Origin of the sequence: Pseudomonas sp. TMP9, assembly GCF_037943105.1 — a bacterium.
Classification (GTDB): Bacteria; Pseudomonadota; Gammaproteobacteria; order Pseudomonadales; family Pseudomonadaceae; genus Aquipseudomonas.
Genome location: NZ_CP149803.1, coordinates 2,596,150 through 2,618,190 on the forward strand (window position 1 = coordinate 2,596,150; position 22,041 = coordinate 2,618,190).

General features: G+C 58.5%; 17 protein-coding genes. 13 read left to right on the forward strand and 4 right to left on the reverse strand.

Going from position 1 to position 22,041, the window contains the following annotated elements; all coding sequences use genetic code 11:
- Position 1 precedes the first annotated feature (1 nt).
- The 6 genes from WF513_RS12415 (at position 2) to WF513_RS12440 (ending at position 7,108) form a co-directional block, all read left to right on the forward strand.
- Complete coding sequence (locus tag WF513_RS12415) at positions 2-2,704, forward strand: [protein-PII] uridylyltransferase (RefSeq protein WP_339079692.1); 2,703 nt, start codon at positions 2-4, stop codon at positions 2,702-2,704.
- 70 nt (positions 2,705-2,774) lie between these two features.
- Positions 2,775-3,992 (forward strand): succinyldiaminopimelate transaminase, encoded by a 1,218-nt coding sequence (gene dapC / locus WF513_RS12420; RefSeq protein WP_339079693.1) that lies wholly within the window; start codon positions 2,775-2,777, stop codon positions 3,990-3,992.
- Complete coding sequence (locus WF513_RS12425) at positions 3,989-4,336, forward strand: ArsC family reductase (protein WP_339079694.1); 348 nt, start codon at positions 3,989-3,991, stop codon at positions 4,334-4,336. The genes dapC and WF513_RS12425 overlap by 4 nt, the downstream gene beginning before the upstream one ends.
- A 39-nt stretch (positions 4,337-4,375) precedes the next feature.
- Positions 4,376-5,410 carry a 2,3,4,5-tetrahydropyridine-2,6-dicarboxylate N-succinyltransferase gene (gene dapD / locus WF513_RS12430; protein ID WP_339079695.1) on the forward strand — a complete coding sequence of 345 codons (1,035 nt, stop codon included), beginning with the start codon at positions 4,376-4,378 and terminating at the stop codon, positions 5,408-5,410.
- 82 nt (positions 5,411-5,492) lie between these two features.
- The gene (locus tag WF513_RS12435) at positions 5,493-6,698 is read left to right on the forward strand and encodes a cysteine desulfurase (protein WP_339079696.1); all 1,206 of its coding nucleotides are present in this window, start codon (positions 5,493-5,495) and stop codon (positions 6,696-6,698) included.
- Positions 6,695-7,108 (forward strand): SufE family protein, encoded by a 414-nt coding sequence (locus tag WF513_RS12440; RefSeq protein ID WP_339079697.1) that lies wholly within the window; start codon positions 6,695-6,697, stop codon positions 7,106-7,108. Before WF513_RS12435 ends, WF513_RS12440 begins: the two co-directional genes overlap by 4 nt.
- Positions 7,109-7,119: 11 nt before the next feature.
- On the opposite strand, the gene tcdA is transcribed toward WF513_RS12440, so the two are convergent.
- A complete protein-coding gene (gene tcdA / locus WF513_RS12445) occupies positions 7,120-7,929 on the reverse strand; it encodes a tRNA cyclic N6-threonylcarbamoyladenosine(37) synthase TcdA (RefSeq protein ID WP_339079698.1) in 810 nt (269 codons plus the stop codon).
- A gap of 252 nt (positions 7,930-8,181) precedes the next feature.
- Between tcdA and WF513_RS12450 the strand changes: the two genes are divergently transcribed.
- The 4 genes from WF513_RS12450 to WF513_RS12465 all read left to right on the forward strand — a co-directional run bounded on the left by WF513_RS12450 (position 8,182) and on the right by WF513_RS12465 (position 13,277).
- Positions 8,182-10,782 carry a glycosyltransferase gene (locus WF513_RS12450; RefSeq protein ID WP_339079699.1) on the forward strand — a complete coding sequence of 867 codons (2,601 nt, stop codon included), beginning with the start codon at positions 8,182-8,184 and terminating at the stop codon, positions 10,780-10,782.
- 166 nt (positions 10,783-10,948) lie between these two features.
- Positions 10,949-12,106 (forward strand): succinyl-diaminopimelate desuccinylase, encoded by a 1,158-nt coding sequence (gene dapE / locus WF513_RS12455; RefSeq protein ID WP_339079700.1) that lies wholly within the window; start codon positions 10,949-10,951, stop codon positions 12,104-12,106.
- Complete coding sequence (locus WF513_RS12460; protein ID WP_339079701.1) at positions 12,100-12,903, forward strand: putative RNA methyltransferase; 804 nt, start codon at positions 12,100-12,102, stop codon at positions 12,901-12,903. The genes dapE and WF513_RS12460 overlap by 7 nt, the downstream gene beginning before the upstream one ends.
- Before the next feature lie 2 nt (positions 12,904-12,905).
- Entirely contained in the window at positions 12,906-13,277 is a 372-nt protein-coding gene (locus WF513_RS12465) for a hypothetical protein (protein WP_339083558.1), read from the forward strand.
- Between the two features lie 199 nt (positions 13,278-13,476).
- Here the strand turns inward: WF513_RS12465 and fadD1 are convergent, their stop codons facing one another.
- Positions 13,477-15,165, reverse strand: coding sequence for a long-chain-fatty-acid--CoA ligase FadD1 (gene fadD1, locus WF513_RS12470; RefSeq protein WP_339079702.1), 1,689 nt, complete (start codon positions 15,163-15,165; stop codon positions 13,477-13,479).
- A gap of 339 nt (positions 15,166-15,504) precedes the next feature.
- On the reverse strand, positions 15,505-17,193 hold the full coding sequence (fadD2, locus tag WF513_RS12475; protein ID WP_339079703.1) for a long-chain-fatty-acid--CoA ligase FadD2: 1,689 nt from the start codon (positions 17,191-17,193) through the stop codon (positions 15,505-15,507).
- A 401-nt stretch (positions 17,194-17,594) separates the two neighbouring features.
- On the opposite strand from fadD2, the gene WF513_RS12480 reads away from it, so the two are divergent.
- The 3 genes from WF513_RS12480 (at position 17,595) to WF513_RS12490 (ending at position 19,636) form a co-directional block, all read left to right on the forward strand.
- Positions 17,595-18,557: an alpha/beta hydrolase gene (locus tag WF513_RS12480; RefSeq protein ID WP_339079704.1), complete on the forward strand. Its 963-nt coding sequence runs from the start codon at positions 17,595-17,597 to the stop codon at positions 18,555-18,557.
- Positions 18,554-19,024 (forward strand): MaoC family dehydratase, encoded by a 471-nt coding sequence (locus WF513_RS12485; RefSeq protein ID WP_339079705.1) that lies wholly within the window; start codon positions 18,554-18,556, stop codon positions 19,022-19,024. Before WF513_RS12480 ends, WF513_RS12485 begins: the two co-directional genes overlap by 4 nt.
- A gap of 105 nt (positions 19,025-19,129) precedes the next feature.
- Positions 19,130-19,636: a DUF1993 domain-containing protein gene (locus tag WF513_RS12490; protein WP_339083560.1), complete on the forward strand. Its 507-nt coding sequence runs from the start codon at positions 19,130-19,132 to the stop codon at positions 19,634-19,636.
- Between the two features lie 102 nt (positions 19,637-19,738).
- On the opposite strand, the gene metE is transcribed toward WF513_RS12490, so the two are convergent.
- A complete protein-coding gene (gene metE / locus WF513_RS12495) occupies positions 19,739-22,030 on the reverse strand; it encodes a 5-methyltetrahydropteroyltriglutamate--homocysteine S-methyltransferase (RefSeq protein WP_339079706.1) in 2,292 nt (763 codons plus the stop codon).
- Between the last annotated feature and the right edge of the window lie 11 nt (positions 22,031-22,041).

The window sequence follows — 22,041 nt, forward strand, 5'->3', positions numbered from 1 at the left end:
CATGCCGCAGGTAGACCCCGAGTTATTTGACCGCGGCCAGTTCCAAGCAGAGTTGGCCCTCAAAGCCAGCCCGATTCCCGCATTTAAAAAAGCCATCCGTCATGCCCGTGAGGTGCTAGACGGCCGCTTTAAGAGTGGTCGCGACGTGCGCCGCCTAGTTGAAGACCGCGCCTGGTTTGTCGATCAGATCTTGCGCGAGGCGTGGGATCGCCTGCCCTGGAGTGAGGACGCAGACATCGCCCTGCTGGCGGTTGGTGGTTATGGCCGCGGCGAGCTGCACCCCTTCTCTGACATCGACCTGCTGATCCTGCTTGATAACGCTGACCACGAAACCTTCCGCGAGCCCATTGAGCGCTTTCTTACCCTGCTCTGGGATATCGGCCTTGAGGTCGGGCAAAGCGTACGCAGCGTGGATGAATGCGTCAGTGAGGCCCGCGCCGATCTGACTGTCATCACCAACCTAATGGAAAGCCGCACCATCGCTGGCCCCGAGTGCCTACGCCAGCGCATGCAGACCGTCACCAGCAGCGCATGCATGTGGCCGAGCACAGACTTCTTTCTGGCTAAACACAAAGAGCAGCGCGCCCGCCACAGCAAATATAACAACACCGAATATAACCTGGAGCCCAACGTTAAAGGCTCGCCGGGCGGCCTGCGGGACATTCAAACCATTCTCTGGGTGGCACGCCGGCATTTTGGCACCCTCAACTTACACGCCATGGTCGGCCAAGGCTTTTTGCTGGAAAGTGAATATGCCCTGCTCGCGTCCAGCCAAGAATTTCTCTGGAAGGTGCGCTACGCCCTGCACATGCTCGCGGGCCGCGCCGAAGACCGGCTGCTGTTCGACCATCAGGGCAGGGTCGCCGCCCTGCTGGGCTTTGAAGACATCGACAAAAAGCGCGCTATTGAGCGCTTTATGCAGAAGTATTACCGCGTGGTGATGGCCATTGCTGAGCTCAGCGACTTGATCGTTCAGCACTTTGAAGAGCAAATCCTGCGCGCCGGTGAAATCGGCGAAGCCACGGTGCTCAACAGCCGCTTCCAGGTCCGCGATGGCTACATCGAAGTGACTCACCCCAAGGTGTTTAAGCGCACGCCATTCGCCATCATGGAAGTCTTCGTGCTGATGGCCCAGCACCCAGAGATCAACGGCGTGTGCGCCAATAGCATTCGCTTGCTGCGCGAACATCGCCACCTTATCGATGATGATTTTCGCCGTGACATCCGCAACACCAGCCTGTTTATTGAGCTGTTCAAGTGCAAAGAAGGCATCCACCGCAACCTGCGGCGGATGAACCGTTACGGCATTCTGGGCCTGTACCTGCCTGAGTTCGGCTTAATTGTCGGGCAAATGCAGCACGACCTGTTCCACATCTATACCGTCGATGCGCACACCCTGAACGTCATCAAATACCTGCGCAAGCTGAGCAAACCTGGGGTGGCGGAAAAATTCCCACTGGCCAGTGAACTGATCGAGAAACTGCCAAAACCCGAGCTGATCTACCTCGCCGGCATCTATCACGACATTGGCAAAGGCCGCGGCGGCGACCACTCCGAACTCGGCGCGGTGGATGCTGCCGCTTTCTGCGTGCGTCATCAATTGCCCAGCTGGGATTCCAAGCTGATTGCCTGGCTGGTGCAGAGTCATCTGATGATGTCGACCACCGCGCAGCGCAAAGACCTCTCCGACCCTCAGGTCATCTCCGACTTTGCCCATTTGGTCGGCGATCAGACGCGCCTGGATTACCTCTATGTGCTCACCGTGGCCGACATCAATGCCACTAACCCCAGCTTGTGGAACTCTTGGCGGGCAACCTTACTGCGTCAGCTCTACACCGAGACCAAGCGCGCGCTGAACCGCGGGCTGGAAAACCCGTTGGACCGTGAAGAGCAAATTCGCCTGACCCAAAGCACAGCGCTGGACATATTGGTGCGCGGCGGCACCGATGCCGATGTCGCTGAGCAACTGTGGGCGCAGCTGGGTGATGATTACTTCCTCCGTCATTCGGCTGAAGATGTAGCCTGGCATACCTTGGCGATTATCCGTCACCCTAACGATGGCAGCCCCTTGGTGCTGATCAAGGAAACCACTCAGCGCGAATTTGAGGGCGGCACACAGATTTTCATTTACGCCGAAGACCAGCACGACTTCTTCGCGGTAACGGTGGCGGCCATGGCCCAGCTCAACCTGAACATCCATGACGCGCGGATTCTCACCTCCACCAGCCAATTCACCCTCGACACCTACATCGTGCTTGAGAGTGAGGGCGGCTCGATTGGCGACAACCCGGCGCGCATTGAAGAAATTCGCCAGGGCCTGATTGATGTCTTGCAGCACCCTGACGACTACCCCAGCATTATTCAACGCCGGGTGCCGCGCCAACTCAAACACTTTGCCTTTGCCCCGCAGGTGACTATCCACAATGACGCCAACCGTCCGGTAACCGTTTTGGAAGTCATTGCCCCCGACCGCCCCGGTCTGCTGGCACGTATAGGACGAATCTTCCTGGAGTTCGATCTGTCCTTGCAGAATGCCAAGATCGCCACCTTGGGCGAACGGGTGGAAGACGTATTCTTCGTCACGGATGCACACAATCAGCCGCTGTCTGATCCGCAGCTGTGCACACGCCTGCAGGCCACCATGATCGCGCAGCTATCTGACGCCAAAGAGCCGCAGGGCGAGCCGCACCCAATCACCTTCTGAACCACTTGCCACTCCCCTTGAGCCGCCTGACTGTTGAACGGCAGGCGCTGGATGACCTCAGGAACGAACAATGAACGACGCGCTAAACCAGCTGCAGCCCTACCCCTTTGAAAAGCTCCGTGCCTTGCTTAGCGGTGTTCAAATAACAACTGATAAAGCCCCGATAGCGCTGTCGATTGGTGAGCCCAAGCACCGCTCGCCAGACTTTGTCGCCGCGGCCCTCAGTGCCAACCTCGACCAGCTCGCGGTTTACCCGACCACCTTGGGTATCCCGGCGCTACGCGAAACGATTGCGGCTTGGTGCAGCAGACGCTTTGGCCTGCCGGTGGGTGTGTTCGACCCGGCGCGCCATGTGCTGCCCGTCAATGGCACTCGCGAAGCGTTATTTGCGTTTACCCAAGCGGTGGTTAAGCGCGACGTAGCGCCGCCAAAGGGGCCAGGGTTGGTGGTCAGCCCCAACCCGTTTTACCAAATCTATGAGGGCGCCGCGCTTCTCGCCGGTGCGCAGCCACACTATTTACCGTGCCTGGAAGCGCATGGTTTTAACCCCGATTTCGACGCCGTCAGTGACGACATTTGGCAGCGCTGCCAGATCCTTTTTCTCTGCTCACCCGGCAACCCGACGGGCGCGCTAATCCCAGTCGACACGCTGAAGAAGCTGATCGCCTTGGCGGATAAATTCGACTTCGTGATTGCCGCCGACGAGTGCTACAGCGAGCTGTATTTTGACGAAGCAAACCCACCCGCTGGCTTACTGACGGCCTGCGGCGAGCTGGGCCGGCACGATTTCAAGCGCTGCGTGGTCTTCCACAGCCTGTCCAAACGCTCCAACCTACCGGGCCTGCGCTCAGGCTTTGTTGCCGGCGACGCTGAGATCTTGCAAGCATTTCTGCTGTATCGGACCTACCACGGCTGCGCCATGCCGGTGCAAACCCAGCTGGCCAGTGTGGCCGCCTGGGGCGATGAAGTTCATGTCAAAGCTAACCGCGACCTGTACCGCGAGAAATTCGACGCGGTACTGGCGATTTTGCATGACGTGCTGGATGTGCAGCACCCGGACGGTGGCTTTTACCTGTGGGCCAAAACGCCGATAGACGATGAAACATTTACCCGCGAGCTGTTTGCCCACGAGCATGTCACCGTAGTGCCCGGTTCTTATTTGTCGCGTCACGTCGATGGGCATAATCCGGGAGCTAATCGCATTCGTTTAGCCTTGGTTGCTCCACTGGCTGAATGCGTAGCAGCGGCTGAGCGCATCCGTGACTTTGTCAAAGGCCTGCCGGTATGAACAAAACCCTTTACGGCATTAAAGCCTGCGACACCATGAAAAAAGCCCGTACTTGGCTCGATGAGCACGGGGTAAGCTATAGCTTCCATGATTACAAAATTGGCGGCATTGAACGCAGCCACTTGGAAAAGTGGTGCAACGAGCATGGCTGGGAAACCCTCCTGAACCGTGCAGGCACTACTTTTCGCAAGCTGGACGAGGCGCAGAAAAGCGACCTCGACCAGCCTAAGGCGATCGAACTGATGCTCGCCCAACCGTCGATGATCAAACGCCCCGTGCTCGATCTCGGCAACAAAACCTTGGTCGGCTTTAACGCTGACCGCTATGCCGCTGAGCTGGTTTAAACCACTCGGCCTAGACGAATTTGCGGTAAGGAAAACACCATGAGCACAACCCTCTTTAGCCTGGCCTTCGGCGTTGGCACCCAGAACCGCCAAGGCACGTGGCTGGAAGTCTTCTACGCCCAGCCGCTGCTAAAGCCAACCACCGAACTGGTCACCAGCGTAGTGGGTATTGTCGGCTATCAGGGTGGCAACCAAGCCATTGCCATCAGCAACAGCCAAGCCGGCGACCTGGCCGAAGTACTGAAAAATGTAGATGCCGTGCAGTCCGCTCTGCTGACGCGTTTAGCCGAAAGTCAGAAGCCGCTGGTGGTCACTCTGCTTGCAGAAGACACGGCGCTGGCCAGCACGCCTGAGGCTTATCTCAAGCTGCACTTGCTGTCGCACCGGCTGGTTAAGCCGCATGGCCTTAACCTCACCGGGATCTTCCCCTTGTTGCCAAACGTGGCCTGGACCAGCCAGGGCGCGATTGATCTGGCTGAACTGGCCGAGCGCCAGCTGGAAGCGCGCCTTAAAGGCGATCTGCTGGAAGTGTTCTCGGTGGACAAATTCCCGAAAATGACTGACTACGTGGTGCCCACCGGTGTACGTATTGCTGATAGCGCGCGTATTCGCCTGGGTGCTTATGTAGGCGAAGGCACCACCGTGATGCATGAAGGCTTCGTCAATTTTAACGCGGGTACGGCCGGCCCCGGCATGATCGAAGGCCGCGTGTCGGCGGGTGTATTCGTTGGCAAAGGGTCGGATCTGGGCGGCGGTTGCTCGACCATGGGCACCTTGTCCGGCGGCGGCAATATCGTCATCTCCGTTGGCGAAGGCTGCCTGATCGGTGCCAACGCCGGTATCGGCATTCCACTAGGTGACCGCAACACGGTGGAATCCGGTTTGTACATCACTGCCGGCACCAAGGTGGCGCTGTTGGATGCGGATAATAAGCTGGTCAAGGTGCTCAAAGCCCGCGAACTGGCTGGCCAGCCAGACTTGCTGTTCCGTCGCAACTCGCAAAGCGGCGCCGTGGAATGTAAAACCCACAAATCGGCGATTGAGCTGAACGAAGCCCTGCACGCGCACAACTAAGCGCAGCGCAGTCACCCCAGGCCGGGCTAATGCCCGGCCTGTCTATTTATACTCAGCAGACAGTTCCTGGATGCCGAAGCCAATGTCACTACTTTCCCCTTGGCGCACTGACTTTCCCGGCATTTTGGCCCTCGAAGCCCAAGGCCAGACTTACCTCGACAGCGCCGCCACTGCACAAAAGCCTCAGACCATGCTCGACGCCCTGCTCGGTTATTACACCGGTGGCGCCGCTAATGTGCATCGCGCGCAGCACCTGCCCGGCGAGCGTGCCACCCACGCCTTCGAGGCCACCCGTGAGAAAGCTGCACGCTGGCTGAACGCAGACAATGCCCAGCAATTGATCTTTACCCGCAGCGCCACTGAAGCGTTTAACTTACTGGCTTACGGCTTGGAGCAGACCTTTCAAGCTGGCGATGAGATCGTCATCAGCGCCTTGGAACACCACGCCAACCTATTGCCCTGGCAACAACTGGCGCGGCGCCGTCAGCTCAAACTCCGGGTACTGCCGCTGAATAATGATGGGCTGATCGATCTTGCCCATGCCGCGCAGTTGATCGGCCCGCGCACGCGTTTATTGGCTGTCAGCCAGTTGTCTAATGTCCTCGGTGGCTGGCAACCGCTTGAGCCATTGCTGGCGTTGGCACAGGCGCAAGGTGCGCTGACTGTTGTCGATGGCACCCAAGGCGCCGTGCATGGCCGCCACGATATGCAGGCGCTGGGCTGCGACTTTTATATCTGCTCCAGCCATAAGCTCTACGGCCCAGACGGTGTCGGCCTGCTCTATGGTCGCCCCCAGGCGCTGGAGCAGTTGGCGCACTGGCAGTTCGGTGGCGAGATGCTGCTGTACACCGATTACACACACGCCACCTTTCGCACCGCGCCATTAGGCTTTGAGGCAGGCACGCCGCCGATTGCCTCAGTAATCGCCCTAGGTGCCAGTTTGGATTATCTGAACAACCTCGATCCCAGCGCCGTTAGCAGCCATGAAGCGGCCCTGCATACCGCGCTGGTGCTCGGCTTACAGCAGCGCCGAGGCCTACGCGTGCTCGGTACGCCCGAGGTCGCACTGGCCAGTTTTGTGGTCGAGGCGGTGCACCCTGCCGATATAGCCCATTTACTGACCGAGCAGGGTATTGCCGTGCGCGCCGGCCATCACTGCGCCATGCCCTTGCTGCAAGGGCTTGGGCTGAGTGGCGCCATTCGGGTGTCCCTCGGGCTGTACAACGATGCCAGCGACTTGCAGCGTTTTTTCAACGCCCTCGATCAAGCCTTGGAGCTACTGCAGTGAGCCTCCCCGCCGCCGCTGAAACTGTGCAGCAGGCTTTTGCTGGGTGCCCAGGCTGGGAGCAGCGCGCGCGCTTGCTGATACAGTGGGGTGATCAACTTGCCCCACTCAGCGAGGCCGAACGCTGCGAAGCTAATCGCGTGAACGGCTGTGAAAGCTCCGTCTGGTTATTGGCGGAGGGCAAGGGTGACCGTTGGCAGTTTCGCGCCAGCAGTGATGCGCGGCTCTTGCGAGGCTTGCTCGCCGTGCTGCTGGCTCGGGTTAACGGCATACACCAGCGCGAACTGGCGCAGCTGGATGTAACCGACTGGTTCGGCCAACTTGGCCTGGCCCGCCATCTGTCACCCTCACGCAGTAACGGCCTGCAGGCTGTGCTGATCCGCATGCAACAGCTGCTACAAGCGTCTGAATAGCGGTGCGAGCTCTAAGCGACGGGCTTTCGCTCGGCTGGTCGCCGCGTGCCGGCCACTAATTTATCCACGATGCGCGCGGCCGCGACCATGCCAAAGGTCGCGGTCACCATCATCACCGCGCCAAAACCACCGGCGCAGTCAAGCTTGACCCCTTCACCCACAAACCCTTTGTCGTGGCATATCGTGCCATCCGGCTTGGGGTAGCGCAGTTGCTCGCTGGAGTAGACGCAGGGCACGCTGTAATTGCGCCCTAATGTGCGCGAAAAGCCATAGTCGCGGCGCAGGGTGGAGCGCACCTTGGCTGCCAGCGGGTCGTTCCAGGTTTTATTCAAATCGCCGACTTGAATCTGCATGGGGTCGATCTGCCCGCCGGCACCGCCCGTGGTAATGACCTGAATTTTGCGTCGTTTGCACCATGCAATCAGTGCGGCCTTGGCGTTGACGCTGTCGATGCAGTCGATCACCGCATCCAGCTGCTCGGTGATGTACTCGGCCATGGTCTCGCGGGTGACGAAATCTGCCACGGCATGCACCACACAGGCTGGATTAATCCCGCGAATGCGCGTCGCCATTACCTCAACCTTCGGTTGGCCAACCGTGCTGGCGAGCGCGTGCAGCTGCCGGTTGCTGTTGCTCACGCACACATCATCCAGGTCAAACAGGGAAATTTCACCCACCCCGGAGCGCGCCAGCGCTTCCGCCGCCCACGAGCCCACGCCGCCAATGCCGACCACTGCCACATGCGCAGCCGCCAGCCGTTCGGCCCCTTGCTGGCCATATAAACGGGCAATTCCGGCAAAGCGTTGTTCATCAACAGGCATTCTTATTCCTCACACGCCCCAAGCGGGCGGCATTATAGGTAGCCTGGCGCTTGCGCCCAAGCGCTGAGTTGACTGAGACTGCGCTGCGCCGACAAGACGCAGCAGCGCATGGCCGCTTGAGGAACCTTCGAAGCTAGCTACCGTCACATCCTCAGGCCCACAGGCCGAGCTATACAGCCCAATGGCGGCGGCGTAGCATGCGCCACCCGACGCCCGTCACTCTTCATTGCCCCTTCGCTGGACCTGCACACTATGCCTTCGCGTAAGTTTGGACTGAACCTGGTCATGTTCCTGGCGATTGCCGCCTTGTTTACTGGTATTTGGGCGCTCTACAACCGCCCGGTGACAGCCCCCGATTGGCCAGAACAGATCTCCGGATTCTCCTTCTCGCCTTTTCGCATTGGCCAAAACCCGCAGCAGGACACCTACCCCAGCGAAGCGCAAATGCGCGAAGACTTGGAGCTGCTGAGCAGCCATACCGATAACATCCGCACCTACTCGGTGGACGGCCCGCTGGGCAAAATTCCTTATCTGGCTGAAGAGTTCGGTCTGCGTGTGACCTTGGGTATCTGGATCAGCCCAGACCTTGCGCGCAACGAGCGCGAAATAACTAAAGCCATCGAGATTGCCAATGATTCACGCAGCGTGGTGCGCGTGGTAGTCGGTAACGAGGCGCTCTTTCGCAGTGAGATAACCCCAGCTGACCTGATCACTTACATCGACCGTGTGCGTGCGGCGGTCAAGGTGCCGGTGACCACCTCAGAGCAGTGGCACATTTGGCAGGACCACCCGGAACTGGCCCAACACGTCGACTTAATTGCCGCCCACGTATTGCCCTACTGGGAATTCGTACCCATGGAGGACTCCACCGACTTCGTCCTCGAACGCGCCAAGGATATGAAGCGGCTCTTCCCGAAAAAGCCGCTGTTACTGTCCGAGGTTGGCTGGCCAAGCAATGGCCGTATGCGCGGCGGCGCCGATGCTTCGCAGGCTGATCAAGCCATCTACTTGCGCACCTTGGTCAATGCGCTGAACGCTCAGGGCTACAACTACTTCGTCATCGAAGCCTTTGACCAGCCATGGAAAGCCAGCGATGAGGGTGCCGTCGGCGCTTACTGGGGCGTTTACAACCTCGATCGTCAGGCCAAATTTGCCTTCGAAGGCCCGGTGGTCGCTATTCCGCAGTGGCGCTTGCTGGCCATTGGCTCGGTGGTATTGGCGCTGCTCAGCTTGGCGTTGTTATTGATTGACGGCAGCGCGCTGCGCCAGCGTGGCCGTACGTTCCTGACTGTGGTCGCGTTCGCCGGAGGCTCAGCCTTGGTATGGATCGGCTACGACTACAGCCAGCAATACAGCACCTGGTTCAGTACGCTTGTAGGGTTGCTGCTGGGCATCGGTGCCTTTGGTGTGTTTATCGTGCTGCTCACTGAAGCCCATGAACTGGCAGAAACCGCTTGGAACCAAGGACGCCGTCGGCCCTTCCAACCGGTAGAAAGTGACAGCGCTTACCGGCCTAAAGTGTCAATCCATGTGCCTTGCTACAACGAGCCGCCGGAGATGGTTAAACAAACCCTCGACGCATTGGCCGCGCTGGATTATCCGGATTACGAAGTCATCATCATCGACAACAACACCAAAGACCCTGCGGTGTGGGAGCCGGTGCAGGCTTACTGTGAAGTGTTGGGCCCTCGTTTTCGCTTTTTCCATGTGTCCCCGATCGCCGGCTTTAAGGGCGGCGCACTCAACTACATCCTGCCGCACACCGCACCAGATGCCGACGTGGTCGCGGTGATCGACGCCGATTATTGCGTGGATAAAAACTGGCTGAAGTTTATGGTGCCGCACTTCAGTGACCCGCAGATTGCCGTGGTGCAATCACCGCAAGATTACCGTGACGGCAACGAAAACATCTTCAAGAAGCTCTGCTATGCCGAATACAAAGGTTTTTTCCATATCGGCATGGTCACCCGTAACGACCGTAATGCCATCATCCAGCACGGCACCATGACCATGATCCGCCGCACGGTGATGGATGAGCTGAAGTGGGCTGACTGGACCATCTGCGAAGATGCCGAGCTGGGCCTGCGCGTCTTCGAAAAAGGCTATTGCGCGGCTTACGCCAACCAAAGCTTTGGTCGCGGGCTAATGCCAGACACCTTTATCGACTACAAAAAGCAGCGCTTTCGCTGGGCCTATGGCGCCATTCAGATCATGAAAGGCCATGCGCGCAGTCTGTTTATGGGCAAAGACAGTGAGCTGAAAACGGGCCAGCGCTACCACTTTGTCGCCGGCTGGCTGCCGTGGATTGCCGATGGCCTGAATATCTTCTTCACCGCCGGCGCGTTGCTCTGGTCCGCGGCGATGATCATCGTGCCGCAACGGGTTGACCCGCCGCTGATGATTTTCGCCATCCCGCCGCTGGCGTTGTTTTTCTTCAAGCTGGGTAAGATTTTGTTCCTTTACCGCAAGGCCATGGGCGTGGATCTGGTGCGCGCGTTCCAGGCGGCCATCGCTGGTTTGGCGTTGTCACACACCATCGCCAAGGCGGTGTTGTACGGCACGTTCACCAAAACCATCCCGTTCTTCCGCACGCCAAAAATGGCCAGTAATCACGGCATCATGGTGGCGTTGTCAGAGGCTCGCGAAGAGGTCTTTATCATGCTGCTGCTGTGGGGTTCAGCCATTGGCATTAGCATCGTCCAGGGCATGCCCAGCGCCGATGTTAAGTTCTGGGTAGCCATGCTGCTGGTGCAGTCACTGCCGTACTTGGCGGCGCTTATTATGGCCTTGCTGTCTTCATTGCCAGCGCCTAAAACAAGCGCACAGCAAGCCCAGCCCACAGCAACTGAGTAGCCGCAGTCCGTAGGGTGGATATCGCTTTGTACATCCACCATGAGTGCGCTCGGTGGATCGATGAAGCGCGATCCACCCTACGTATCTGGAATGCCAGACGGCGGCCAATGGTCGCCGTTTTGCTTTAAGATGAGCTCCTTTCTGCTTGATGCTGCCCGGAGCCGTAATGACCGCCAACGCCACGCCCCTCTCCCCGACGCTGACGCTTGCCTGCGAGCTGATTCGCCGCCCCTCCGTCACGCCGCTTGATGAAGGCTGTCAGGAGCAGATGACGCGCCGCTTGGCGGCGTGCGGCTTCAGCATCGAGCCGATGCGCATTGAGGAAGTGGATAATTTCTGGGCCAGCCATGGCATCGATAACGGCCCCGTGCTGTGTTTTGCCGGGCACACCGATGTGGTGCCGACCGGGCCACTGCAGAGCTGGCAGCACCAACCCTTCGACGCCTTGATTGATGAGCAAGGCATGCTCTGTGGCCGTGGCGCGGCAGACATGAAAGGCAGCTTGGCCGCGATGATCATCGCGGTTGAGCGCTTCGTTACTGAGTACCCGAACCACAAGGGTCGCATCGCCTTTCTGATCACCAGCGACGAAGAAGGTCCGGCCCATCACGGCACCAAAGCCGTGGTCGAACGCTTGCGTGAGCGTAATGAACGGCTGGACTGGTGCATCGTCGGCGAACCCTCGAGCACCACCTTGGTCGGTGACGTGGTGAAGAACGGTCGACGCGGCTCGCTCGGCTGCACCTTGACCGTGCGCGGCAAGCAAGGACATGTGGCCTACCCGCACCTGGCCCGCAATCCGATTCACCTGGCCATGCCCGCACTGGCCGAACTGACTGCCGAACACTGGGATGAGGGCAATGCTTTCTTCCCGCCGACCAGCTTCCAGATTTCCAACCTGAATGCCGGCACCGGCGCGACCAATGTCATCCCGGGCGAGTTGAAAACGGTGTTTAATTTCCGTTTCTCCACCGAATCCACGGTCGAAGGCTTGCAGCAACGGGTCGAAGCGATTCTCAGCAAACACGGCTTGGACTATCAGCTGGACTGGGCGTTATCTGGCATGCCGTTTCTCACCGAACCCGGCGCCCTGCTCGACGCTGTGGCGGCCAGCATCAAAACCGTGACTGGGCGCGACACTAAACCCTCCACCAGCGGCGGCACCTCTGACGGGCGCTTTATCGCCACTTTGGGTACGCAGGTGGTTGAGCTTGGCCCTGTCAATGCAACCATCCATCAGATTGATGAGCGCGTGCTGGCCAGCGATTTGGATGTGCTCACCGACATCTATTATCAGACTCTGGTGAATCTGCTCGTATGCTGATTTGCCCTATTTGCCAAGCAGCTCTCAGCGCGGTTGATAACGGTGTCGCGTGTCCGGCTAACCATCGTTTTGACCGCGCGCGCCAGGGTTACCTCAACTTATTACCGGTGCAGCACAAGAACAGCCGCGAGCCTGGCGATAATGCCGCTATGGTTGAGGCCCGCCGGCGCTTTCTTGATGGAGGGCACTACGCCCCACTGGCGAAGCGGTTGGCCGAACTGGCCGCAGGCTATAGCCCAGCATGCTGGTTGGACATTGGCTGCGGTGAGGGTTACTACACCACGCAGATTGCCGATGCCCTGCCGCACGCAGACGGTTATGCCTTGGATATTTCCCGCGAGGCGATCAAGCGCGGCTGTAAACGTGCACCCCAGCTCAACTGGCTGGTCGCCAGCATGGCTCGCGTGCCCTTGAGCGACGCCAGCTGCCAGCTGCTCGCCAGCGTATTTAGCCCGCTCGACTGGCAGGAAGCCAGACGCCTGCTCGCCCCCGGTGGTGGCCTGCTACGCATGGGCCCGACCCGCGCCCACCTGATGGAGCTGCGCCAGAGCCTCTATGACGAAGTGCGTGACTACGATGACCAGAAGCACCTGGAGCTGATCCCAGAAGGCATGCGCCTGGCCCACAGCGAAACCTTAACGTTTAACCTACAACTGGACAGCAGCGAAGCCCGTGCCGACCTGCTGGCCATGACCCCACACGGTTGGCGCGCCAGCGCCGAACGCCGCGCCGCAGTGATTGCCCAACCCTGTGCAGTGACCGTTGCCATCCGCTACGACTGGATCGAGAAGCTATGACCATGCGCCAACCGGATATCGAGATTTACCTAAAAGACGCCGACCACAATGCCATCGGTGAATGGCTGAGCGCTGCACTTGGCAGCTGCACGCCTTGGCAGCAGAAAGGCCAGACCTACAAATGCCTGGCCGGTGACGTATCAGTGACCTGGCTGCCCAAAGCGGTCGGCAAATGGCACAGCCTGTTCTTGGAAAGTACCGCTACGCCCTGGGCCGATGACCTGGCCTGCGCCCAAGCCGCCTTCGCCGCACTGAACGTCGAAGTGCGCTGCGCACCCGGCGGCTGGCAGGAAGAAGAAAGCGATGAACAAGCCGACCGCTGGATGCGCATCAGTGCCGATGGAGTAGAGGAAATCACTTGGCGCACCGGCTAACCGATCGCTGAAAGCTACTGCACTCGGCTATTCAGCGTTGCAACGACCAATGGGAGTAACAGCCGAAGGCTGATCCGAAGGACGAGCGATGCGAGTAAAGCAGCCTTGCCTAGCCATCGCTCGCTACGTTTTCAACGACCGGTTTTATAGACGATCACAAAAAACCCCGCCGCGGCGGGGTTTCGTTTTAACGGAGCGTTTACTTCTTACCCAGTTTCTTTAGCTCTTCATCGCGTAGCTCGCGGCGCAGTATCTTACCGACGTTAGTGGTCGGCAGAACGTCGCGGAACTCAATAGCCTTAGGCACCTTGTAACCGGTGACGTTAGCGCGCATGTGCTCCATGACCTGCTCTTTGCTCAGGGTTTCACCCGGTTTGACCACCACGAATACTTTGATCGCCTCCCCTGACTTCTCATCCGGCACACCCACAGCGGCGCATTGCAGCACGCCTGGCAGAGTGGCCAGCACGTCTTCCAGTTCGTTGGGGTAGACGTTAAAGCCTGACACCAGAATCATGTCTTTCTTGCGGTCGACGATGCGCATGTAACCGTCTTCCTGAATCACCGCGATGTCACCGGTTTTCAACCAGCCTTCAGCATCCAAGATTTCTTCAGTGGCTTCCTGACGCTGCCAGTAGCCCTTCATCACTTGCGGACCTTTGACGCACAGCTCGCCAATCGAGCCCAGTGGCTGCTCAACGCCATCGTCATCGATGACCTTGCACAGGGTCGACGGCACTGGAATACCAATGGTGCCGATCTGAATATTGCTGAACGGGTTAACCGACGCCACTGGGCTGGTTTCGGTCATGCCGAAGCCTTCACAGATCGAGCAGCCGGTAACTTGCTTCCAGCGCTCAGCGGTCGCCAGTTGCAGCGCCATACCGCCAGAGAAAGTGGCTTTCAAGGTGGAGAAGTCCAGCTTGCGGAAGTCCTCGTTGTTGCACAGCGCGACAAAGAGGGTGTTAAGGCCGACAAAACCGGTGAACTTGTACTTGGCTAAGTCCTTGGTCATCGCTGGCAGGTCACGCGGGTTGGTGATCAACACGTTGTGCCCGCCCACTAGCATCATGGCCATGCAATGGAAGGTGAACGCGTAGATGTGGTAAAGCGGCAGTGGTGCGATCAGCACCTCGTTGCCTTCGCTCATTTCTGAGCCCATCAACGTTTTCACTTGCAGCATATTGGCGATCAGGTTGCGGTGCGTCAGCATCGCGCCTTTAGCGACGCCGGTGGTGCCACCGGTGTATTGCAGCACAGCGATTTCAGCGTTGCTTGGGCACGCCTCTTTGAACGCACAACCGCGACCTTTGGCCATTGCACGGGTGAGCTTGATGGCGTTCGGCAAGTTGTAGGCCGGCACCATTTTCTTCACATGCTTGACCACGCTGTTAATCAGCAGGCGCTTGAGTGGCGATAGCATGTCGCCCACTTCAGTAACAATCACCGTCTTGATTGCGGTTTTTGGCAGTACCTGCTCAACCAAATGGGCCATGTTGGCCAAGGTGACCAAAGCTTTGGCACCCGAATCATTGAACTGGTGCTCCAACTCACGCGCGGTGTAGAGCGGGTTGGTGTTGACCACGATTAAGCCGGCGCGCAGCGCACCGAAGACCACAACCGGGTACTGCAACACGTTGGGCAGTTGCACGGCGATGCGATCACCAGGCTGCAGGTCGGTGTGTTGCTGTAAGTAGGCGGCAAAGACGCCGGACAACGCGTACAACTCACCGTAGGTGATGGTTTTACCCAAGTTACTGAACGCAGGTTTGTCGGCGAAACGTTGGCAGGACTCTTTCAGTACCGCCTGAATATTCGGGTACTGGTCAGGATTGATTTCGGTAGCCATACCGACAGGATACTTATCCTTCCAAAAGTTTTCGTTCATGGAAGCCCACTCCTCAGCAACAGCTTGATCTTCACCGCGCGTAGGCGGCTGTTTATTGTAAATTCGCGTTTTTTCTTGCGTCATGAACGGCAGAAAATGCGCCTCGCCACGCAGGGCAGAGCGCGAAAATCCGGTCGAGAGTAGCAGCTTTGCCAAACAGCGACTAGCACCAATAAGCGCCGTAACAGTCACGAAAGTGACTGAGCAAAGCTGCTCGGTCACTTTTACAAAATCGCTCAAAAAGGCGGGTTTCCAGCGTGTTGGTGGGCTTGCTGCTGCCTAATCATCAGCCCATGGCGGCCAGCGATGTCGATTGAAACGGCAGCAGCGCACAACCCATCAGGCGATATCGCGCAGCTCGCGACGGAGGATTTTGCCCACCGGCGTCATCGGCAGCGACTCACGGAAAACGATCTGCTTGGGCACCTTGTAAGCGGTCAGGCTTTCTTTACAGAAGACCTTCAGTTCTTCGGCGGTAAGGCTGCTGTCGCGGGCCACCACAAAGAGTTTAACGGCCTCACCCGAACGTTCATCCGGCACACCGATGGCCGCGCAGCTGACGACTTTCGGGTGAGCCATCACCACGTCTTCGACCTCATTGGGGTACACGTTGAAACCCGAGACGATGATCATGTCTTTTTTGCGGTCAACAATACGGACAAAGCCGTCTGGATCGATTACCGCCACATCACCGCTCTTAAACCAGCCCTCAGCGTCGAGCACCTCGGCCGTGGCTTCCTCACGGTTCCAGTAGCCCTTCATCACCTGCGGGCCCTTAATGCACAGCTCGCCGCGCTCACCCAGCGCCAGCTCGACGCCATCGTCATCAATAACTTTGAAGGCCGTGCCGGGCACAGGAATGCCGACCGTACCCAAGCGCACCTGGTTGCCGTACGCATTGGTGCTGGCCACTGGCGATGTTTCGGTGAGGCCATAGCCTTCGGTCACCGGGCAGCCGGTCATTGCCTGCCAACGCTCAGCCGTGGCTTTAACCAAGGCGGTGCCGCCGGAGTTAGTCAACTTAAAATGGGAGAAGTCCAAGTTCTTGAACTCCGGGTTATCCATCAACGCTACAAACAACGTGTTAAGGCCCAGAAAAGCCGAAAACTGCCACTTACCCAGCTCTTTGACAAAACCTGGAATGTCGCGCGGGTTGGTGATCAAGACGTTGTGGTTGCCGTTGACCATCATGCACATGCAGTTCGCGGTGAAGGCGTAGATATGATAGAGCGGCAGCGGTGCAATCATGATTTCTTGGCCCTGCTTCATCAGCGGGGCGCCGTCATCGCCGAGCTGCGATAGGCAGGCATCGACTTGCAGCATGTTTGCCACCAGGTTGCCGTGGGTGAGCATGGCACCCTTGGCCACACCTGTGGTACCGCCGGTGTATTGCAGCACGGCAATATCACCTTGATCGATCTGCACGGGCTTCAGCGCGTGGCCCCGGCCCTGCTTGAGCGTGTCTTTGAACGACACAGCCTGCGGCAGGTGATAGTCCGGGATCATCTTCTTGACCTTCTTCACCACGGTATTCACCAGCCACCCTTTTAAGGTGGGTAGCAGGTCGCCCATCTTGGCTTCGATCAGGTAGTCAATCTCGGTATCCGGCAGCACGTCCTGCACCAGCTTGCCGAACATATTCAAGTAGACCAAGGCGCGCACGCCGGCATCCTTAAATTGATGGCGCATCTCACGGGCGGTGTAAAGCGGGTTGGTGTTGACCACAATCAGCCCGGCGCGCATGGCACCGAATACGGCAATCGGATACTGCAACACGTTGGGCATCTGCACGGCGATCCGGTCGCCTGGCTGAAGGTCTGTGTGCTTTTGCAGGTAAGCCGCAAACGCTGCCGACAGTCGATCGAGCTCGGCGTAGGTGAGGGTCACACCTAAGTTGCTGAAAGCGGGTCGGTCGGCAAATTTTTTGCAGGAGCGTTCAAACACTTCGATAACCGACTTATAAGCCGTCATGTCGATGTCATTGGGTACGCCGGCGGCGCGTTTGTCGCTCCAAAAATCAGGCTGCATTATTTTTATCCTCTTACCCTGAAATGATCTCAACCCGCTGCGCGGAGTTGGCTGAAAAGTAACAGTTAACGCCTGGCAGGCAAATAGCCCGGCAGCGTCATTGATTTAGCGAATCTTACCGCTCTAGGTGGGGCTATCCTGCGCGCTGCCGCATGGCAATTGGCATTCAGCACTCGTGGCGACGTTAAGCCGTGCTAAATGCGCGAGAAGATTTCTGTTTCCGCTTATGTGCCTAACGCCGTGGCGGCGCAAATAGCCCGCAGCGGTGCTGGAATATCCAGCCTTGGCTTGTGCGCATCTAGGTTTTAAGACGAACGCATCGGCAAACTGCCCCGCGTACCTTTGCTCCACGCCCTGCGGGGTGCACAATGCCGCGCATTTGCAGGCTTAAGGGATTCGCCATGCTCCACCACGCATTCTGGCTAGACAGCACCGATGCAGCGCCCCTCTACGTAAACCACTGGTACAGCGAGCAACCGCCCAACGCCTTGGTGATGGTGGCTCACGGCATGGCCGAGCACGGCGGCCGCTATGCACGCTTGGCTGAAGCGCTGGTGGCGCAGGGCTTTGAGCTGTATGTACATGACCAGCGCGGGCATGGCCAAACCGCCAAGCACGGCGAACTCGGCCACTACGCAGACAGCAATGGCTGGGAGCTGGTAGTGAGTGATCTGGCCACGCTCAACCACCACATGCGTCAAAGCCACCCGCAAACACCGATTTTTCTGCTGGGTCACAGCATGGGCAGCTACATCAGCCAGGCGTATTTAATGCAGCACAGCTGCAGCCTGCAGGGAGCAATTTTCTCCGGGTCCAACTACCAGCCCGCCGCGTTGTACCGCGCAGGCCAACTGTTGGCGCGTTTTGAGCGCTGGCGGCAAGGGCCGACAGGCCACAGCGCGCTGCTGGAATTTGTCTCCTTTGGCTCATTCAATAAAGCCTTTAAGCCCAATCGCAGTGACTTCGACTGGCTCAGCCGCGACCCGCAAGAAGTCGATAAATACGTGGAGGACCCACTCTGCGGCTTTCGTTGCAGCAACCAGCTATGGCTGGACCTGCTCGGCGGCCTGCAACAGATCACGGCACTGAATAATCTCGCGCAGATCGACAACAGCCTGCCGCTGCTGGTGATTGGTGGCGGCAGTGACCCGGTCAGCGACGGCCATCGTCAACAAGACCTGGGCAATGCCTTGCGCGCTGCGGGTAACCCGCATGTGCAAGTAAAAATCTATCCGGGCGCCCGCCACGAACTGCTCAATGAGAGCAACCGCGACGAGGTGACCGCTTACATCATCGACTGGTTGCACCAGGCCCTCAGCCAACCGCGCCAGCGCAACGTACAGAGTGAAGAGAATCATCCATGAGCCAAAGCAGCAACACGCCCTACGACGAGCTTGAGGTCGGCCAGACCGCCCATTACAGCAAAACCGTCACCGAACGCGATATTCAGTTGTTTGCCGAAGTCTCTGGCGACCACAACCCGGTGCACTTAGATGCCGAATACGCCGCCACCACCATGTTCAAGCAGCGCATTGCCCATGGCATGTTCAGTGGTGCGCTAATTAGCGCGGCGGTAGCCTGCGAGCTGCCGGGGCCGGGCACTATCTATATAGGCCAAAGCATGCGCTTTACCGCACCGGTAAAACTGGGTGACACACTGACCGTACGCCTGGAAATTTTAGAAAAACTACCCAAGTTCCGCGTGCGCGTGGCCACACGGGTGTTCAACCAGAACGAAGAACTGGTCGTGGACGGAGAAGCGGAAATCCTCGCGCCGCGCAAAGCGCAGACTGTTGAGTTGACCAAGCTGCCGCCGATCACCATCGGCTAACAACGACTGCATCAGGCTGCTGCCTGGGGCGGTGCACTGCCTTTCTACACAATCACGCCGCCGCACTTGGTTTCGGCGTATCTGGAGATTTTTATGTCCCTGTCCCTGTCCCTGTCCATGTACCACGCATCGATTCCGGTGTTTACCCGCCAGCTGAACAACTTGTCGACCATCCTTGGCATCGCTGCGGCTTACGCCGAAGAGAAGAAGGTTGAGCAGAGCGTTTTTCTCAATGCGCGCCTGGCCCCGGATATGTTCCCACTGTGCCGTCAGGTGCAAATTGCCTGTGACGGGGCCAAAGCCGGTGCTGCGTTATTGGCTGAAGTTGCAGCCCCTAGCCACGCCGACGACGAAACCACCTTTGCCGAGCTGCAAGTGCGCATTGCCCAGACATTGAGCTTTCTTGCCAGCCTGAGCGCTGCGCAGATCGACGGCAGCGAAGCCCGCACCGTCACCCTCAAGCGCCGCGACAAAGAAACCCACTTTGAAGGTCAAGTGTTCCTGCTGGATCACGTGCTGCCCAACTTCTACTTCCACCTCACCACCGCCTACGCCATCCTTCGCCACAATGGCGTGCCCGTCGGCAAACGCGACTTCCTCGGCACCCGCTAATACTCAACCGGCTGAAACCACTGCGCCCGCTGCCTATCTTTACGATAAGCAGCGGGCGCAGCCCCTTTATACAAGGGAGATTTCAGCTCAGCGCGAGTTCGCTCAGGCCAATTCGGTACGCAACTGACGCGCTGCCGCGACCATGTTTACCAGCGCAGCTTCAGTCTCTGGCCACGCGCGGGTCTTCAGACCGCAGTCCGGGTTGACCCACAGCCGCTCAGCAGGAATACGCTGGGCCGCCTTGCGCAGCAATTTGACCATGTCACTGCTGTCCGGTACGCGCGGCGAGTGGATGTCATACACGCCGGGGCCGATGTCGTTGGGGTAGTCGAACGCCTCAAAGGCCTCAAGCAGCTCCATGTCAGAGCGCGAGGTTTCGATGGTGATCACGTCAGCATCCATGGCCGCAATGGACTCGATCACATCATTAAATTCGCTGTAGCACATGTGCGTGTGGATCTGCGTTTCATCCCGCACGCCCGAGGCGCACAAGCGGAATGATTCGGTGGCCCAATCCAAGTAGCCCTGCCACTGCGCCTGACGCAACGGCATACCTTCACGGAAGGCGGCTTCGTCGATCTGGATGATCTTAATACCCGCCGCTTCAAGGTCCACCACCTCATCACGAATCGCCAGCGCCAGCTGACGGGCCTGCTCTTCGCGGGAAATATCGTCACGCGCAAACGACCACATCAGCATGGTCACCGGGCCGGTCAGCATGCCTTTCATGACTTTTTTAGTGAGGGTTTGTGCGTAGCGAATCCACTCCACCGTCATAGGCTGCGGGCGGCTTAAGTCACCAAAAATCACCGCCGGTTTCACGCACCGCGAACCGTAGCTCTGCACCCAACCGAAACGGGTAAAGGCGTAGCCATCGAGCTGCTCGGCAAAGTACTCGACCATGTCATTGCGCTCGGCCTCACCGTGCACCAGCACGTCCAGGCCGAGGTTTTCCTGCACCACAACCGCATGACGAATCTCACTGTGCATGGCCTCGGTGTAATCAGCCGCTGAGAGCTTGCCAGCCTTGAATGACTGCCGCGCCAAGCGAATGGAGGCGGTTTGCGGAAACGAACCGATGGTGGTCGTAGGGAACGCCGGCAGTTGCAGGCGGGTGCGCTGCTGCTCAATACGCTGCACAAAGGGCGACAGACGCTGGCTGTCAGCCGCCGTAATAGCAGCCAAACGCGCCTGCACGGCCGGTTTGTGAATGCGCGGTGATTGCGCGCGGCTGGCCTGCAGGGTGCGGCTTTGCGCCAAGGCGGCTTGAACATGGGCGCTTTGCGGGTCATTTAGGGCGGCGGTCAAGGTGGCCACTTCTTCGCACTTCTGCACCGCGAAGGCCAGCCAGCTTTTCAGCTCATCATCCAGCTTGTCTTCACGACCCACGTCCACCGGGCTGTGCAACAGCGAGCAACTCGGCGCGACCCATAGGCGATCGCCAATGCGTTCTTGAGCCTGCTGCAAAACAGCCAAGGTTTTTTCCAGATCAGTGCGCCATACATTGCGACCGTTGACCACGCCTAACGACAGCACTTTGTAAGCTGGCAAGCGATCAAGGATGGTCGGAAACTGCTCTGGCGCACGCACCAAGTCGATATGCAGGCCATCCACCGGCAGGCTGGCGGCCAAGCCAAGATTGTCTTCTAGGCCGGCAAAGTAGGTGGCAATCAACTTTTTACCCGGCTCACGCTGGAGAATGTTGTAGGCGCGCTCGAAAGCATTCTTCCAGTCTTGCGGCAGGTCGAGGGCTAAAATTGGCTCATCAATCTGCACCCACTCGACGCCTTGGGTGGCCAAGCGCTGAAGAATTTCGCCATACAGCGGCAGCAGGCGCTCAAGCAAATCAAGGCGATCAAACTCGCTGCCTTTGGTTTTACCCAGCCACAGGTAGGTCAGCGGGCCAATCAGCACAGGCTTTACGATGTGGCCCAGTGCGCGCGCTTCGGCGACTTCATCAAACAGCTGCTCCCAGCTGAGCGTGAATTGTTGGTCCACGCTGAACTCGGGGACCATGTAGTGGTAGTTGGTGTCGAACCATTTGGTCATTTCCTGTGCATGCGCGCCGCCGCAGCAGGTGTTCTGGCTAACGCCGCGGGCCATGCCAAACAACGTGTCCAGCGTTGGCTTGCCACTTTGCGGGCGGAAGCGCTCAGGGATTACGCCGAATGTCAGCGAGTGGGTGAGCACGTGGTCGTACCAGGCGAAATCGCCAACCGGCAGCAGTTCAATCCCGGCATCTTTTTGCACTTGCCAGTGGGTGGCACGCAGCTCACGGCCTACGGCCTGTAAGCCCGCTTCATTCAGCTCACCTTTCCAGTAGGCTTCGAGGGCTTTTTTCAGTTCACGATCGCGACCAATACGCGGAAAACCCAGAGAGTGGGACAAGGCCATGACAAAATGCT

What these genes read in the sequence shown, in the direction of transcription:
- WF513_RS12450 (WP_339079699.1), top strand. Translation starts at nt 8,182, where the DNA reads ATGCCTTCGCGTAAGTTTGGACTGAACCTGGTCATGTTCCTGGCGATT.
- dapD (WP_339079695.1), top strand. Translation starts at nt 4,376, where the DNA reads ATGAGCACAACCCTCTTTAGCCTGGCCTTCGGCGTTGGCACCCAGAAC.
- fadD1 (WP_339079702.1), bottom strand. Translation starts at nt 15,165, where the DNA reads ATGAACGAAAACTTTTGGAAGGATAAGTATCCTGTCGGTATGGCTACC.
- dapC (WP_339079693.1), top strand. Translation starts at nt 2,775, where the DNA reads ATGAACGACGCGCTAAACCAGCTGCAGCCCTACCCCTTTGAAAAGCTC.
- WF513_RS12465 (WP_339083558.1), top strand. Translation starts at nt 12,906, where the DNA reads ATGCGCCAACCGGATATCGAGATTTACCTAAAAGACGCCGACCACAAT.
- fadD2 (WP_339079703.1), bottom strand. Translation starts at nt 17,193, where the DNA reads ATGCAGCCTGATTTTTGGAGCGACAAACGCGCCGCCGGCGTACCCAAT.
- WF513_RS12480 (WP_339079704.1), top strand. Translation starts at nt 17,595, where the DNA reads ATGCTCCACCACGCATTCTGGCTAGACAGCACCGATGCAGCGCCCCTC.
- WF513_RS12425 (WP_339079694.1), top strand. Translation starts at nt 3,989, where the DNA reads ATGAACAAAACCCTTTACGGCATTAAAGCCTGCGACACCATGAAAAAA.
- tcdA (WP_339079698.1), bottom strand. Translation starts at nt 7,929, where the DNA reads ATGCCTGTTGATGAACAACGCTTTGCCGGAATTGCCCGTTTATATGGC.
- WF513_RS12460 (WP_339079701.1), top strand. Translation starts at nt 12,100, where the DNA reads ATGCTGATTTGCCCTATTTGCCAAGCAGCTCTCAGCGCGGTTGATAAC.
- WF513_RS12435 (WP_339079696.1), top strand. Translation starts at nt 5,493, where the DNA reads ATGTCACTACTTTCCCCTTGGCGCACTGACTTTCCCGGCATTTTGGCC.
- WF513_RS12485 (WP_339079705.1), top strand. Translation starts at nt 18,554, where the DNA reads ATGAGCCAAAGCAGCAACACGCCCTACGACGAGCTTGAGGTCGGCCAG.
- WF513_RS12415 (WP_339079692.1), top strand. Translation starts at nt 2, where the DNA reads ATGCCGCAGGTAGACCCCGAGTTATTTGACCGCGGCCAGTTCCAAGCA.
- dapE (WP_339079700.1), top strand. Translation starts at nt 10,949, where the DNA reads ATGACCGCCAACGCCACGCCCCTCTCCCCGACGCTGACGCTTGCCTGC.
- metE (WP_339079706.1), bottom strand. Translation starts at nt 22,030, where the DNA reads ATGGCCTTGTCCCACTCTCTGGGTTTTCCGCGTATTGGTCGCGATCGT.